Below are 14353 nucleotides of genomic sequence, written 5' to 3'. Positions count from 1 at the left end.
AGCTTCGCGGGCGGGCGCGCGCGGGGCCCCGAAGCGGATCAGCCGCCCAGCGCGTCGTCCAGCTTGGCGGCCAGATTCCGGGCCCTGTCCTGCATTTCCTCGCTGTCGGGCACGGCGCCGGCGGCCATCGGCTGTTCCTCGTACTGGATGGTGACGACGACATTGGACGTGCGGAACACCACAGTCACCGTCCGCTGCGCGTCCGTCGAGCCGGACGAGCCCAGCTTGTCGTCCAGGTACGCCTCGTCACCGAGGTCGGAGAGGGTGCGCGGCTGGAGTTCGGGGGCCGTCGCGCCCGAGGGGGAGGACGAGGCGGAGGGGGTGCCGCTCGGGGAGCCGCCGGGCGACGGGGAGCCCGAGGGGGAGGGGCCGCCGCTGCCGCTCGACGCGCTCGCCGACGGGGTGTCGCTCGCCACGGGGAGATCGGCGGCCGACTCCTTCTGCTCGAACAGCTCCCGCGCCTGGTCGTCGTCGCTGACCGTGTTGTCGTACGACACCACGCGCTCCAGGTCGACGGAGAGGCGGTCGGTGGAGTCGGCGGAGGGGACCTTCCAGCGGCAGCCGACCTTGCGGTCGGTGTCGTAGGTCAGCTCGGCCTCGCCCTGGTACGCCTTGTCCCGCTGGTCGGGGTCGGCGATCTGCTTGATGCCGGGCAGCAGCGCGTCGAGGGTGCCGTGGCTCACCGCGCCGCAGGGCTCGGGGAGGGTGCGGTAGCGGCCGGGCTGGGCCGCCGCCGCGGCGGTCCCGGCGTCGCCCGGGTTGGCGTCGTCCGCCGCGCCGCCGCCGCCCGAGCCGCCGGAGCAGCCCGCGAGCAGCGCCCCGAGCAGGGCGGCGGTGCCGGTTACGTACGCCTTCCGCTGCACGGGCGGGCTCCTTCCGACGGCTGCGCTCCGATGGATGCGCGCGATGGTCGCCTCAGTGTCCCCGCTGGTTATTCGCTTGCCGCGGCGGGGGCTGGCCTGGAGACAATGTGTATCGCACGCGCCGCCGTGGACGCCGGTCCGCGGTCCTCTTTCGACGCGCTTGGCGCTGCTTTTCCTTTTTGATGCTTTTAAGCGCTTTGTTGTCTTTTCTTGTTGCCGAGTCCGGGGGGACGAAGAAGTCATGTCGTACGTGGAGATGCCGGGCGCGCGGGTACCGATCCGGATGTGGGCCGACCCCGCGACGGTCGAGGACGGCGCCCTGCGCCAGCTCCGGAACGTCGCGACGCTGCCGTGGATCAAGGGCCTCGCCGTGATGCCGGACGTGCACTACGGCAAGGGCGCCACGGTCGGCTCGGTGATCGCGATGCGCGGCGCGGTGTGCCCGGCCGCGGTCGGCGTGGACATCGGCTGCGGGATGTCCGCGGTGAAGACCTCGCTGACCGCCGGCGACCTGCCGGGCGACCTGTCCCGGCTGCGCTCGAAGATCGAGCAGGCGATCCCGGTGGGCCGCGGCATGCATGACGACCCGATCGAGCCGGGCGGCTTCCACGGCCTGGCGACCAGCGGCTGGGACGAGTTCTGGGGGCGGTTCGACGGGGTCGCCGAGGCGGTTCGCTTCCGCCAGGGGCGGGCCACCCGGCAGATGGGCACGCTCGGCAGCGGCAACCACTTCGTGGAAGTCTGCACCGACACCACCGGCGCGGTCTGGCTGATGCTGCACTCCGGCTCCCGCAACATCGGCAAGGAGCTGGCCGAGCACCACATCGGCGTGGCCCAGAAGCTCCCGCACAACCAGGGCCTGGTCGACCGCGACCTCGCCGTGTTCGTCGCGGACACCCCGCAGATGGCGGCGTACCGCAACGACCTGTTCTGGGCGCAGGAGTACGCCAGGTACAACCGCACCCTGATGATGGCGCTCCTGAAGGACGTGATCCGCAAGGAGTTCAAGAAGGCCAGGCCGATGTTCGAGCCGGAGATCTCCTGCCACCACAACTACGTGGCCCAGGAGCGGTACGACGGGATGGACCTGCTGGTCACCCGCAAGGGCGCGATCCGGGCCGGTTCCGGTGACCTCGGCATCATCCCGGGCTCCATGGGCACGGGCTCGTACATCGTCAAGGGCCTGGGCAACGACAGCTCATTCAACTCCGCCTCGCACGGCGCGGGCCGCCGTATGAGCCGCAACGCGGCCAAGCGGCGCTACACCGCCAGGGACCTGGAGGAGCAGACACGGGGCGTGGAGTGCCGCAAGGACTCCGGTGTCGTGGACGAGATCCCGGGCGCCTACAAGTCCATCGACCAGGTCATCGACCAGCAGCGGGACCTGGTGGAGGTCGTCGCGAAGCTCAAGCAGGTCGTCTGCGTGAAGGGCTGAGGCCCGCGGCCGTCCGGCGGGGCCCGGAACCGTACCGGCCCCCGCCGCTGTCCTCAGGGTGCGGGTGCCGAGCGTGCGGCGACCGCGTGGGGAACTCTCCGGGGAGGGACGGCCGATGAACCGAGGGCGCAGAAGCGGGGCGATCCGGGCCGCGGGTCTGGTGGTGATCGTGGCGGGCCTGCTCGCGGGCTGCTCGCAGAAGTACGACGACGAGCGCGGCAAGGGCGACGCGCCCGTACAGGGCAAGGCGGGGGACAACACGCCCGCCGAGGTCTACAACATGCCCGACGGCTTCGGGAACCTGGCCACCAAATGCGTGGGGCACGGGTTTCGCGCGTATGTGACGACCAACGCCGGCGCGCCGTCGAACGTGCAGATCGTGGAGGACAAGGCGTGCGCCGGCTGAGCGCGTCCCTCGCCGTCGCGGGGGTCTGCGCGGCGCTGCTGCTCAGCGGCTGCTCCCGGCAGCACTACGAGGAGCGCGGCAAGGCGGACGCCCCGGTGGCGGGCCGCGCCGGGGAGGACTCGCCCGCCGAGGTGTACAACTTCCCCGACGGGTTCGGGAATCTCGCCACCAAGTGCGTCGGCGCGGGCAGGCGGGCCTACGCCACCACCAGGTCCGTGCGGCAGAAGGACGACGACGACACCGAGATCATCCCGGCCCACGCGGTGATCGTGGACGACCCGACGTGCCGGGTGGCCCGCTGACGCGATGCCGCTACTTGCCGTGCCGTACGGCGTAGATCATGACGAATGCCACGAGGTGGATGCCGAAGAGGAAGTAGGCGAGGAAGTACCAGACCTTGCGCTCGTCCCGCTTCTCCTGGGCGAGGCGGCGCTTGTCGAACTCCTCGGGGGTGAGCGGCACGGGTGTGCCGCCGGTCTCCTCGGTCATCACAGCTCCCGGTGGACCTTCGCATTGGACGCCTGGGCGCGCGGGCGGACGACCAGCAGGTCGATGTTGACGTGGCTGGGCCGGGTCACCGCCCAGGTGATCGTCTCCGCCACGTCGTCCGCGGTCAGCGGCTCGGCCACGCCCGCGTAGACCTTCGCGGCCTTCTCCGTGTCGCCGCCGAAGCGGGTCAGCGCGAACTCCTCGGTCCTGACCATGCCGGGCGCGATCTCCACGACGCGCACCGGGCTGCCGACGATCTCCAGGCGCAGGGTCTCGGCGAGCACATGGGCGCCGTGCTTGGCGGCGACGTAGCCCGCGCCGCCCTCGTACGTCGCGTGTCCGGCGGTGGAGGAGACGACGACCACGACGCCGTCGCCGCTCGCCTCCAGCTTGGGCAGCAGGGCCTGGGTGAGGTTCAGGGTGCCGATGACGTTCGTCTCGTACATCGTGCGCCAGTCGGCCGGGTCGCCGGTGGCCACCGGGTCGGCGCCGAGCGCGCCGCCCGCGTTGTTCACCAGGACGCCGATGGTCTGGAAGGCCGTCGCGAACTCGTCCACGGCCGCGCGGTCCGTCACGTCCAGCGGGTACGCCGTCGCCGCGTGGCCGGCCGCGTTGATCTCCTCCGCCAGGGCCTCGATACGGTCCTTGCGGCGGGCGGTGAGCACCACGCGGTAGCCGGCGGCGGCGAGCTGCCGGGCCGTCGAGGCGCCGATGCCGCTGCTCGCACCGGTGACGACGGCGATGCGGGAGGCGGCGGACGGGGCGGACGTGGCCATGGGCTGCTCCTCGGGTGTGTCGGACGGCTCCGTCCAATGTAGGCGAGGCTCAGCCGCCGTTCCTCGGGGCCCACATGATCAGCGCCATTCCGCCGAGGCAGACGAGCGCCCCGGCGATGTCCCAGCGGTCCGGCCGGTAACCGTCCGCGACCACGCCCCACAGGATCGACCCGGCGACGAAGATCCCGCCGTACGCCGCGAGGATGCGCCCGAAGTGCGCGTCCGGCTGGAAGGTCGCGACGAACCCGTACGCCCCGAGCGCGACCACCCCACCGGCCGCCCACAGCCACCCCCGGTGCTCCCGCACCCCCTGCCAGACCAGCCAGGCCCCGCCGATCTCGAAGATCGCGGCGACGACGAAGAGGGCGGCGGAACGGAGGATCGGCATGGGGGCAGCTTGGCATGGCGGCACCCCGGAATATCCCGGTGAGGGGGACCGTTGGGCGGGATGTAGTTGAATAATCAATCAAATGGAGGGTGGGCGGCCATGCAGTTCGGGATCTTCACGGTCGGTGATGTGACGACGGACCCCACCACGGGGCGGACGCCGACCGAGCGCGAGCGGATCAAGGCCATGGTCGCCATCGCGCTGAAGGCGGAGGAGGTCGGCCTGGACGTCTTCGCGACCGGCGAGCACCACAACCCGCCGTTCGTGCCGTCGTCCCCGACCACGATGCTCGGCTACCTGGCCGCGCGCACCGAGAACCTGATCCTCTCCACGTCCACCACGCTGATCACCACCAACGACCCGGTGAAGATCGCCGAGGACTTCGCGATGCTCCAGCACCTCGCCGACGGCCGCACCGACCTGATGCTGGGCCGCGGCAACACCGGCCCGGTCTACCCCTGGTTCGGCAAGGACATCCGCCGCGGCATCGACCTCGCCGTCGAGAACTACGCCCTGCTGCGCCGCCTGTGGCGCGAGGACGTCGTCGACTGGGAGGGCCGGTTCCGTACTCCGCTCCAGGGCTTCACCGCCACCCCGCGGCCCCTGGACGGCGTCGCGCCGTTCGTCTGGCACGGCTCCATCCGCTCCCCGGAGATCGCCGAGCAGGCCGCGTACTACGGCGACGGCTTCTTCCACAACAACATCTTCTGGCCGGCCGAGCACACCGGGCGGATGGTCGACCTGTACCGCTCGCGCTACGCCCACTACGGGCACGGTGCCCCCGAGCAGGCGATCGTCGGTCTCGGCGGCCAGGCGTTCATGCGCCAAAACTCGCAGGACGCGGTGCGCGAGTTCCGGCCGTACTTCGACAACGCCCCGGTGTACGGCCACGGCCCCTCGCTGGAGGACTTCACCGAGCAGACCCCGCTGACCGTGGGCTCCCCGCAGCAGGTCGTCGAGCGGACCCTGGCGTTCCGCGAGACCGTCGGCGACTACCAGCGCCAGCTGTTCCTGATGGACCACGCCGGGCTGCCGCTGAAGACCGTCCTGGAGCAGCTGGACCTGCTGGGCGAGGAGGTCGTGCCGGTGCTGCGCGAGGAGTTCGCGAAGGGCCGCCCGGCGGAGGTGCCGGACGCGCCGACGCACGGCTCGCTGCTGGCCGCGAAAGCCGCGCGGGCCACGAAGGCCACGAAGGCCGGGACGGCGGCGAAGGAAGAGAACGAGAAGCAGGAGAAGCAGGAGAGTGCCGTATGAGGCTCGTCGTCGTAGCGGCGGGACTGGTGTCCCCTCGTCCACCCGGCTGCTGGCCGACCGGCTCGCCGCCGCCGTGGCGGAGCGGACGCCCGTGGACACCGAGGTGATCGAGCTGCGGGACCTCGCCGTCGAGATCGCGCACCACCTCACCAGCGGCTTCCCGGGCAAGGCGCTCGCCGCCGCGCAGGACGCGGTGACGGGCGCCGACGGGCTGATCGTCGTCACGCCGGTGTTCAGCGCGTCGTACAGCGGGCTGTTCAAGTCTTTCTTCGACGTCCTCGACAAGGACGCGCTGACCGGCAAGCCGGTGCTGATCGCCGCGACCGGGGGCACGGCCCGGCACTCCCTGCTCCTCGACCACGCCCTGCGCCCCCTCTTCTCCCACCTGCGGGCCGTCGTCGTCCCGACCGGCGTCCACGCCGCCTCGGAGGACCGGGGCGCACAGGGCCTGCCGGACCGGATCGACCGTGCGGCACGGGAGCTGGCCGCGCTGATGCCGACGGCGGAGCGACGGGAGGAGACGCGGGTGGTGCCCTTCGCCGAACGGCTGGCCGCGCTGCAAGTGCCCTGAAGGGGCGCGGGGCGAGAGCTTGTGCGGCTCCGCCGCACCGCACCCGACGGCGAACGGGTGACCGAATCGCTCATCTGCCCAATTCGGTGAGAAGACGGTAGGCGACCCGAGGCGGTTGCCCGTGTGACGGTGAGAGCGCGGTAAAAAGGGTGATCGTAGCCCCGGCCTCCCCCGCCGAACCGCCGGCGGCCTTGGCAGACTGGGCGTGTGCCCCAGACTGTGCTCCTCGCCGAAGACGACCGCGCCATCCGCCACGCTCTCGAACGTGCCCTGACCCTGGAAGGGTACGAGGTGACGGCGGTGGCCGACGGCGTCGAGGCGCTCGCACAGGCCCACCGCACGCCGCCGGACGTCCTCCTGCTCGACGTGATGATGCCGGGCATCGACGGCCTCCAGGTCTGCCGCGTGCTGCGCGCCGAGGGCGACCGCACCCCGATCCTCATGCTCACCGCCCTGGTGGAGACCGCCGACCGGATCGCGGGCCTGGACGCCGGCGCCGACGACTACGTGGTCAAGCCCTTCGACGTCGAGGAGGTCTTCGCCCGGCTGCGCGCCCTGCTGCGCCGCACCAGCCCGGTCCCCGCGGGCCCGGCCGGCGGCGACGGCGGCGGCCGGGGCGAGCCCCAGCTCTCCGACCGGCAGGTCGAGGCCGCCGGCATCCGCATGGACCTCCAGGCCCGCCGGGCCTGGCGCGGAAAGCGGGAGCTGGAGCTGACCCGTACCGAGTTCGAGCTGCTCGAACTGCTGGTGCGCAACGCCGGGATCGTCCTCGACCACTCCACGATCTACGACCGCATCTGGGGCTACGACTTCGGCCCCGGCTCCAAGAACCTCGCCGTCTACGTCGGCTATCTGCGCCGCAAGCTGGACGAGCCCGGCGCCCCGCAGCTGATCCACACGGTGCGGGGTGTGGGTTACGTGCTGCGGGAGGACTGAGTGGGCCGCCTGCGCCGGATGCTCGCTCGGCGCCGGCCCAAGCTGGTCTCCCTGCGCACCACCTTCGCCATCTCCTTCGCCGCCGTCACCGCGGCCGTCGCGATCCTCGTCGGCATCGTGTCGTACGGCTCGGCGGCCCGGCTGGTCCGCGTCGACCAGCAGACGGTGTTCACGCAGGTCGTGCAGGACGTGAGGGACGAGGTACGGCAGCACAGGATGGGGCCGGAGGACTTCTCCTCCTCCCGGCCGGGACACGATCTGGTGCGGCCCGCCCGCACCGATGTGCAGGTGCTCGGCGCACAGGGCCAGATCGTCGACCACGGCGACCCCTCGCTGCCCGTCACCTCGCACGACAGGTCGATGGCGGTCGCACGCACGGCCGGGAAGGCGGTCGAGCACAAGGACGTCCAGGTCGGCGACGACCTCTACCGCATCGCCACCGTCTCGCTCGGCGACGGGCGGGGCGCGGTGCAGGTGGCGCAGGAGTTCAGCGATACCGAGGACCTGCTGCGCACGCTCCAGCAGCGGACGCTGATCCTGATGGCGGCCGTGGTGGTGGCGGCGGGGCTGTTCGGCTGGTGGCTGGCCCGCCGGATCACCCGGCGCCTGGTGGTGCTCACGAACGCCGCCGAGGACGTGGCCCGCACCCGGCGCCTCGGCATCGAGGTCCCGGTGGCCGGGCTCGACGAGGTGGGGCGGCTCGGGCGGGCCTTCGACCGGATGCTGGGGCGGCTCGCGCAGTCGGAGGAGGACCAGCGGCGGCTGGTCCAGGACGCGGGGCATGAGCTGCGGACGCCGCTCACCTCGCTGCGCACGAACATCTCCCTGCTGCGCCGCATCGACGAGCTGCCCCCGGCCACCCGGGACGACCTGGTCGCCGACCTCACCCAGGAGGCGCGCGAACTCACCGACCTGGTCAATGAGTTGGTGGACCTCGCCGCCGGGCAGTCGGACACCGAGCCGCCGCAGCGGGTGGATCTCGCGGACATCGCCGAGGACGTGGTGGGGCTGGCGTCGCGGCGTACCGGACGGCAGATCGTGCTGCGCGTGAGCGGCGACACGACGACCGACGGGCGGCCGGGGATGCTCCAGCGGGCGATGTCCAACCTGGTCGAGAACGCGGCCAAGTTCGACCGCGCGGGCCGGGCGCCGATCGAGGTCCACGTCATGGGCCCGGCCCGGCCGGGAACCGTCCGCGTCGAGGTCCTGGACCGGGGGCCCGGCATCGCGGAGGGCGACCTGATCCGCATCTTCGACCGCTTCTACCGGGCCGCCGACGCCCGCTCCCTGCCGGGCTCGGGGCTCGGCCTGTCCATCGTCCGTGAGGTGGCGATGGCCCACGGCGGAGCCCCGTTCGCGTACCGCCGCGAGGGCGGCGGCGCGGTGATCGGCTTCACGGTGGGCGGGGGTTAGGGGCAGTCCACGACGGGCCCACGACGGGCGGGTCCTCGCCGAGGCCGACTGCGGATCCTCGCGGAGGTCCACCGGCAACTCCCCGTCGGCCGGGACGACGTGCCCCGCGCCCCGGCCTCGTCATGGCGTCGAGGAGGACCGCGACGCTACGACCGCTCCCCGATCACCGGCAGCGTGAGGAACCCCTCCGCCCGCGCGCTCGCCAGGCCGATCCGCGGGATGTCGCTGGACTTGGCGAAGAGCAGGAACCGGGGCTCCCACACCGGGCGGTACTTCGCGTTCGCGCGGTACAGGGACTCGATCTGCCACCAGCGGGAGAAGAAGGTGAGGACCGAGCGCCACAGCCGCAGCACCGGGCCCGCGCCCAGACGCGCGCCGCGTTCGAAGACCGAGCGGAACATGGCGAAGTTCAGCGAGACCCGCTGGACACCCAAGTCACCGGCGCGCAGCAGCAGTTCGACGACCATGTACTCCATCAGGCCGTTCTCGCAGTCGCGGTCGCGGCGCATCAGGTCCAGGGAGAGGCCGTGCTCGCCCCAGGGCACGAAGCTGAGCAGGGCGCGCGGCTGGTCGTCGCCGTCGCGGCACTCCAGCATCACGCAGCGGCCGTCCCCCGGATCGCCGAGGCGGCCCAGCGCCATGGAGAAGCCGCGCTCGGTGGCGCCGTCGCGCCAGTGGTCGGCGCGGTCGATGAGGTGGGCCATCTCCTCGGCCGGGATGTCCTCGTGGCGCCGGATGCGCACGGTGTAACCGGCCCGCTTGACCCGGTTGTGGGCCTGGCGGACCACCCGCATCGGGCGTCCTTCGAGGGTGAAGTCGGCGATGTCCACGATCGCCTCGTCACCGAGTTCGAGGGCGTCCAGGCCGTGCCGCGCGTAGACGGTGCCGGCCTCCTCGCTCGCGCCCATGACCGCCGGGATCCACGCGTGCCGGCGGGCCTCGGCGAGCCAGGCGTCGATGGCGCCGGGCCATGCCTCGGGGTCGCCGATCGGGTCGCCGGAGGCGAGGGAGACGGCGCCGACCACGCGGTAGGTGATCGCGGCCTTGCCGCTGGGGGAGAAGACGGCGGCCTTGTCGCGGCGCAGCGCGAAGTAGCCGAGGGAGTCGCGGGCGCCGTGCTTGTCGAGCAGGGCGCGCAGCCGCTCCTCGTCGGCGGCGGTGAGCAGCTGCTCGCCGCGCGGGGAGCGGAAGCAGGCGTACAGGACGAGGCAGAAGGCCGCCGCGAGCAGGACGTTGACCGTGATGTCGGTCCAACGCGGCGCGTGCACATGGTCGATGCGGTCGGCGAACATGCCGACGCTGATGCCGCGCAGATAGGTGTAGACGATCTCGTCGGTGAGATCGGCGCCGGGCAGCTTGTTGGTGGCGTGCACCAGCAGGGTGCCGAGGCCGCCGGTGGCCAGCAGCCCGCCCGCGCCGACGGCCAGCGCCAGCTTCGGGTTGGAGGGGTCGCCGACCGCGTTGAACTCGCGCCTGCCGATCAGCAGGGCTGCCACGAACAGACCGGTCAGACCGGCGGAGACCCAGTTGAAGACGTGGTCCGCGTACCGGTCCTGGGTGATGAGCCCGACGGCGTACACCGCGAACAGGGGTCCGGCGAGCGCGATGTTGGTCAGCCAGGCGGCGCGCTTGCGGCGCCGCATCACCAGCATCAGGAAGATCGCGAGCGCGGCCGAGACGAGGCCGCCGGTGGCCAGGTACGGCGTGAAGAACGCGCCGACGTGGTGGTGCGGATGCTCCTGGTTGAAGAGCTTGCTGGTGTTGTGCTCGTGGACCTCCTGGCGGAACGGCAGGGAGAGCACCGCGAGGATGTTGAGCACGGCGATCAGCCGCAGGTACCACACCGTGGCCGAGGCCGCGGCGGCACGCAGCCGGGGGCCGGGCGTGAGCGGCGGGAACTCGCGGTGCGGGGCACGCTCGGCGGGGGCGTGCGCGGAGGGGACGGTCGACTGCGGAGCGGGCATGGTGACTGGTCACCTTGGTGAGGGGGGACGGGGACAGACGGGCACTACGAGTGCGACCCTACAGCGTGTAGGGGAGAGTGTTCCGGTCTGTCTATCGGGACAGGAGCGTACCGGGCCCGCTTCTTACCCGGTCCTTTCCGAGCCACGCCGGGCGGAGGCCAGCAGCCAGGCCAGGTTGCCCACCGCGGCCCCCGCGGCCACCGCCGCGACGATCACCCCGCCGGTGGCGAGGCCGTCGCTGAACAGGTGCGGGCGCCGGTCGAGGCTGTGCAGTCCGAAGCCGCACAGCTCGTACACGCCGACGGCGGCGACGAAGAGGCTGACGACGAGTACGGCGAGGGTCGGCGCGAGGCTGCGTGCGCAGACCTCACCGCTGGGCGCCGTCTCCGTGTCCTGCATGGATCCCCCGTTGACGTGGTGGAACAGGTGTATGAACGGCCTTACAGCCCTGCCCGGTCGGGAACCTACGATACGTAGGGTCCGCCGGGGTCGACGCCATCGGCCGGGGCCGCGGGCGGGGCCGCTCCATGATGGCGGAGGACGCGGACACGGCGGTGCGCGGCACGCTGGCGGCCGGTGAGGCGGGTCCGGCGGACCGGCTCCAGGGGGTCCTAGGGTCTGCTGTCGGCCCGTTGCCGGGGCAGGCCCGGTCCGCCGTGGAAGACCTGGCGGGTGTGCCAGTCGCGGTGGACGTCCGCGACGGGACGGATCCCGGGCCGGGGCCCGAGGAGGCGGCGGCCCGCGAGGGCGGTGACCTGGTCGCGGGCGGCGGGGCTGTGGCCGGCGAACCGCTGGGAGACCAGGACGCGCAGATCGTCGCCGATGCCGAGGACGCCCCGGTCGAACAGCTTGTGGTGCAGCGAGCACAGGCACAGTCCGTTCTCGATCTCGTCGGGCCCGCCGAACGCCCACCAGCGCACATGGGCCGCCTCCAGCCCGACCGGCACCGGGCCGATCCGGCCGTCGTAACCGCAGAACGCGCACCGGTACTCGTAGGCGGTCAGCACCAGTTCCCGCATCCGCGGGTCCCGCCGCCCGCGCGCCACCGCGAGCCGCTCGGTCCGCGCCCACTCGAGTTCCAGGCCCGCAGCCTCGCACAACTCGCCGTGCAGCGAGGGCGGGAAGTGCAGGTCGAGCAGCAGGCGCGCGATGTCGCCGAGGAGTTGCGGATCACGCCGCAGCGCGGCGCGCAGCTCCGGCGCGAGCCGCCCGGTGGCGCCCGTCTCCCGCAGGTCCCGCACCCCGCTGCCCGGGCTGCCGGAACCCCGGTCGGTGCGCACCTCCCACACCCCGTCGCCGACCAGGTGATGGAAGGGGTACGCGGGGGTCGTCCGGTTCGGCGGGCCGTACTCGGTCAGCAGCCGCTGAAGGTCGGCCTCGACCGCCGTGTACCGCAGCCCGCCCTCGGCGTCCTGCTGGAACCGGCCGAGCGCGTACAGCAGCAACAGCGGCTTGTGCGGGGCCCGTACCCCGCCCCTGGCCCACTGCCTGAGCCCGCCGATCCGCGCCAACCAGTCCATGCGGTCCGATCGTAGACGGCCCGCGCCGGACCCGGATCAGGCCGGGGCGGCCCCCGCCGGGCCCTTCCCGCAGCTCAGCTCGGCGAGAACCACGCCATGCCCGCCAGCAGCGCCAGCACGAACAGGCCGGTGCCGCCCAGGACGGCCAGGACGCGGGAGCGGCGGAGCAGGGGCAGGCGCGGACGGCGGTTCGCGGACCGGTGCACGCTGGTCTGCCACTCGGTGTCCCCCGCCGGGGCGTAGGCGCCCTCGGAGCGGGCCGGGGGAGCGGCGGCGCGGCGGGCGGGGGCGGCGGCGTGCCGGGTGGACCTCGGGGCGGGGGCGAGCGGCTGCTTCGAGCGGCCGTGGCCCTGGTGCGCGACCGGCATCGGCTCCGGTGCGCCGCGCCAGGATCCACGCCCGAACCAGTCGGCGACCTCCTCGGCCGTGGGCCGGCTCTCGGGCTCCTTGGCCAGCAGGCCGAGCAGATAGTTCTCGAAGGCGGGCGACAGATCGGCGCACAGCTGCCGGGGCGGGACCGGGGTGGCATCGAGGTGCTGGTGCAGCACCGCGAGCGGGCTGTCCGCCTGGAACGGCGGTCGGCCGGTGAGGAGTTGGTAGAGCACGCAGCCCAGGGAGTACACGTCGGACGGCGGGCCCGCGGTGCGGCCCAGGGCCCGCTCGGGCGCGAGGAAGAGGCTGGTGCCGACGATCTGCCCGGTCGCGGTGAGCGCGGAGTTGGGGTCGTCGAAGAAGCGGGCGATGCCGAAGTCGCCTATTTTCAGGGTGTCGTCGGCGGTCAGCAGCAGGTTGGCCGGTTTGATGTCCCGGTGCACGATGCCCTGCCGGTGCGCGAGGGCCAGCCCGACGGCGGCCTGCGCGGCGATCCGGGCCACCCGCTCGGCGGGCAGCGGCCCGGAGGCGCTGAGCAGCCCGTCGAGGCTGCCCCCGTCGACCAGCTCCATCACCAGGAACAGCCGGCCCTCGAACTCGCCGAAGTCCAGGACCCCGACGACGTTCGGATGGCTGAGGCGCCCCGCGGTCTGCGCCTCCAGCCGGAACCGCGAGGACGCGGTGGGGTCGGAGTCGTGGGGGAGCAGGAGCTTCACGGCGACCGGTCTGCCGAGCGTCTCGTCGAAGGCCCGCCAGACCTCCCCCATCGCGCCCCGCCCGATGGTGTCCCGCAGCCTGTATCGGCCCGCTATAAGCACTTGTTCTTCATCCTCATGCCCAAAGACGTCTGGATCGCCGCAGGCCGTGACTCACCGCGGGAGCGGATCAGTTGGGAAGGGTGCCGCAGCGGCCCAAGCGTATCGGCCCCGGGGGCGTCCGGGTGCGCTCAGGTGTCCGCCGTACCGGCCGGTCCGGGCGGGCGGCGCACCCGGCCCGGTGTCCGCCGGCCGGCGACTGGCCCGACGGAGGCCGGTGATGTGAGGATGACGCCATGCATCCGGGTTCGGAGATGAAGGTGCACATCACCCGTCACGAAGAGACCTTCGTGATCACATTGCGCGGTGAGGTGGACTGGGACGACGCCGAGGACTTCGAGGCCGCCCGGGAGACGGCCGAGCGCGCCGCGCTGCCCGTCACGGCGATCGACCTGTCCCGGGTCACCTTCGCCGACAGCATGCTCCTCAACGCCCTTCTGGCACTGCGGCGCCGGCACCTGTCCGACGGGCGCGACCTCGTGCTGCTCGGCCCCCTGCGCCCCGCGGTGCGGCGGCTGCTGGTCGTCAGCGGGGTCCTCGACCACTTCACGATCGCGGACACCGGCGGCACGCTCCAGGCCGGTCGGCCGGGGTCCCATGAAGACGAGGACAGCGGGTAGCCGAGAGTCGTACCCGAGAAGAATTTGTGATCAAAAGGAACTAACGCCCTATCGGAGACACTTCCATGGTCATCCCGCTCGGAATCCAGGCGATGGATGAACCCCGCTCGGCGCCCTCGCGCTACAGCGCCGCCTGGGGCGTGGCGGGGATTCCCATCGCCGACGCCCGCGGTGCCGTGCGCACCCTGCTGGCGCGCGCGGGCCACCATCCCGACCGGCAGCCGAACCAGGACGCCCAGCTCGTCGTGAGCGAGCTGGTCACCAACGCGATCCGGCACGCCCCCGGCCCCGGCGCGCTGCTGCTGGAACTCTCCGCCGACGGCGCCCGTCTGACCGTCACCGTCCGCGACAGCTCGGCCCACGAGCCCCTGCCCCGGGAACCCGACCCGCGCCGCGCCGGCGGCCACGGACTGCACCTCGTCACGCGGCTGTGCGAGCAGGTGCGGACCGTTCCGGCGGGGGAGGGCAAGCGGATCGTGGCCCGGCTGCTCCTCGACAGCGGCGCCGAAGCGGGGAGCTGAGGGCTCGCGC

At 72.6% G+C, this 14353-nt stretch carries 16 protein-coding genes and 1 pseudogene; 9 read left to right on the top strand and 8 right to left on the bottom strand.

What is annotated here, in order from left to right; genetic code table 11:
* Window positions 1-38: 38 nt before the first annotated feature.
* Window positions 39-863 carry a DUF3558 domain-containing protein gene (locus QHG49_RS15535; RefSeq protein WP_301490064.1) on the bottom strand — a complete coding sequence of 275 codons (825 nt, stop codon included), beginning with the start codon at window positions 861-863 and terminating at the stop codon, window positions 39-41.
* A gap of 241 nt (window positions 864-1104) precedes the next feature.
* Between QHG49_RS15535 and QHG49_RS15530 the strand changes: the two genes are divergently transcribed.
* The 3 genes from QHG49_RS15530 to QHG49_RS15520 all read left to right on the top strand — a co-directional run bounded on the left by QHG49_RS15530 (window position 1105) and on the right by QHG49_RS15520 (window position 3006).
* Window positions 1105-2298: an RtcB family protein gene (locus QHG49_RS15530; protein WP_159703816.1), complete on the top strand. Its 1194-nt coding sequence runs from the start codon at window positions 1105-1107 to the stop codon at window positions 2296-2298.
* A 115-nt stretch (window positions 2299-2413) separates the two neighbouring features.
* On the top strand, window positions 2414-2704 hold the full coding sequence (locus QHG49_RS15525) for a hypothetical protein (protein WP_301490063.1): 291 nt from the start codon (window positions 2414-2416) through the stop codon (window positions 2702-2704).
* Window positions 2692-3006, top strand: a complete 315-nt coding sequence (locus tag QHG49_RS15520) for a hypothetical protein (protein WP_201300638.1) — start codon at window positions 2692-2694, stop codon at window positions 3004-3006. The genes QHG49_RS15525 and QHG49_RS15520 overlap by 13 nt, the downstream gene beginning before the upstream one ends.
* 10 nt (window positions 3007-3016) lie before the next feature.
* Here QHG49_RS15520 and QHG49_RS15515 read toward each other — a convergent pair whose 3' ends face one another.
* Genes QHG49_RS15515 through QHG49_RS15505 form a run of 3 tightly spaced genes read right to left on the bottom strand, consistent with a single transcriptional unit; the run spans window position 3017 to window position 4357 of the window.
* Window positions 3017-3193 (bottom strand): hypothetical protein, encoded by a 177-nt coding sequence (locus QHG49_RS15515; protein WP_167532463.1) that lies wholly within the window; start codon window positions 3191-3193, stop codon window positions 3017-3019.
* Window positions 3193-3969 carry an SDR family NAD(P)-dependent oxidoreductase gene (locus tag QHG49_RS15510; protein WP_145492268.1) on the bottom strand — a complete coding sequence of 259 codons (777 nt, stop codon included), beginning with the start codon at window positions 3967-3969 and terminating at the stop codon, window positions 3193-3195. Before QHG49_RS15510 ends, QHG49_RS15515 begins: the two co-directional genes overlap by 1 nt.
* A gap of 49 nt (window positions 3970-4018) precedes the next feature.
* A complete protein-coding gene (locus tag QHG49_RS15505; RefSeq protein WP_037663453.1) occupies window positions 4019-4357 on the bottom strand; it encodes a YnfA family protein in 339 nt (112 codons plus the stop codon).
* Window positions 4358-4456: 99 nt separating this feature from the next.
* Between QHG49_RS15505 and QHG49_RS15500 the strand changes: the two genes are divergently transcribed.
* From QHG49_RS15500 to QHG49_RS15485, 4 genes and pseudogenes are all read left to right on the top strand, one after another.
* Window positions 4457-5611 carry an LLM class flavin-dependent oxidoreductase gene (locus QHG49_RS15500; RefSeq protein WP_301490062.1) on the top strand — a complete coding sequence of 385 codons (1155 nt, stop codon included), beginning with the start codon at window positions 4457-4459 and terminating at the stop codon, window positions 5609-5611.
* Window positions 5608-6182, top strand: a pseudogene (locus QHG49_RS15495) (FMN reductase). Before QHG49_RS15500 ends, QHG49_RS15495 begins: the two are co-directional and overlap by 4 nt.
* A 219-nt stretch (window positions 6183-6401) precedes the next feature.
* On the top strand, window positions 6402-7118 hold the full coding sequence (locus QHG49_RS15490; RefSeq protein WP_145492323.1) for a response regulator transcription factor: 717 nt from the start codon (window positions 6402-6404) through the stop codon (window positions 7116-7118).
* A gap of 18 nt (window positions 7119-7136) precedes the next feature.
* Entirely contained in the window at window positions 7137-8531 is a 1395-nt protein-coding gene (locus QHG49_RS15485; RefSeq protein ID WP_370530576.1) for an ATP-binding protein, read from the top strand.
* A 146-nt stretch (window positions 8532-8677) separates the two neighbouring features.
* Here the strand turns inward: QHG49_RS15485 and QHG49_RS15480 are convergent, their stop codons facing one another.
* From QHG49_RS15480 to QHG49_RS15465, 4 genes are all read right to left on the bottom strand, one after another.
* Entirely contained in the window at window positions 8678-10495 is a 1818-nt protein-coding gene (locus tag QHG49_RS15480; RefSeq protein WP_145492263.1) for a phosphatidylglycerol lysyltransferase domain-containing protein, read from the bottom strand.
* A 123-nt stretch (window positions 10496-10618) separates the two neighbouring features.
* On the bottom strand, window positions 10619-10894 hold the full coding sequence (locus tag QHG49_RS15475; protein WP_111587017.1) for a hypothetical protein: 276 nt from the start codon (window positions 10892-10894) through the stop codon (window positions 10619-10621).
* 212 nt (window positions 10895-11106) lie between these two features.
* Window positions 11107-12015 carry a phosphorothioated DNA-binding restriction endonuclease gene (locus tag QHG49_RS15470; RefSeq protein ID WP_301490061.1) on the bottom strand — a complete coding sequence of 303 codons (909 nt, stop codon included), beginning with the start codon at window positions 12013-12015 and terminating at the stop codon, window positions 11107-11109.
* Window positions 12016-12089: 74 nt separating this feature from the next.
* Window positions 12090-13205 (bottom strand): serine/threonine-protein kinase, encoded by a 1116-nt coding sequence (locus tag QHG49_RS15465; RefSeq protein ID WP_145492261.1) that lies wholly within the window; start codon window positions 13203-13205, stop codon window positions 12090-12092.
* A 233-nt stretch (window positions 13206-13438) separates the two neighbouring features.
* On the opposite strand from QHG49_RS15465, the gene QHG49_RS15460 reads away from it, so the two are divergent.
* Complete coding sequence (locus tag QHG49_RS15460) at window positions 13439-13822, top strand: STAS domain-containing protein (protein ID WP_236576409.1); 384 nt, start codon at window positions 13439-13441, stop codon at window positions 13820-13822.
* A 92-nt stretch (window positions 13823-13914) separates the two neighbouring features.
* Entirely contained in the window at window positions 13915-14343 is a 429-nt protein-coding gene (locus tag QHG49_RS15455; protein ID WP_301490060.1) for an ATP-binding protein, read from the top strand.
* Window positions 14344-14353: the final 10 nt, after the last annotated feature.

The sequence above is a fragment of the Streptomyces sp. WP-1 genome (assembly GCF_030450125.1).
GTDB lineage: Bacteria > Actinomycetota > Actinomycetes > Streptomycetales > Streptomycetaceae > Streptomyces > Streptomyces incarnatus.
Note: the sequence above shows the minus strand (reverse complement) of the source record. Positions and strands in the feature narration are given on the sequence as shown.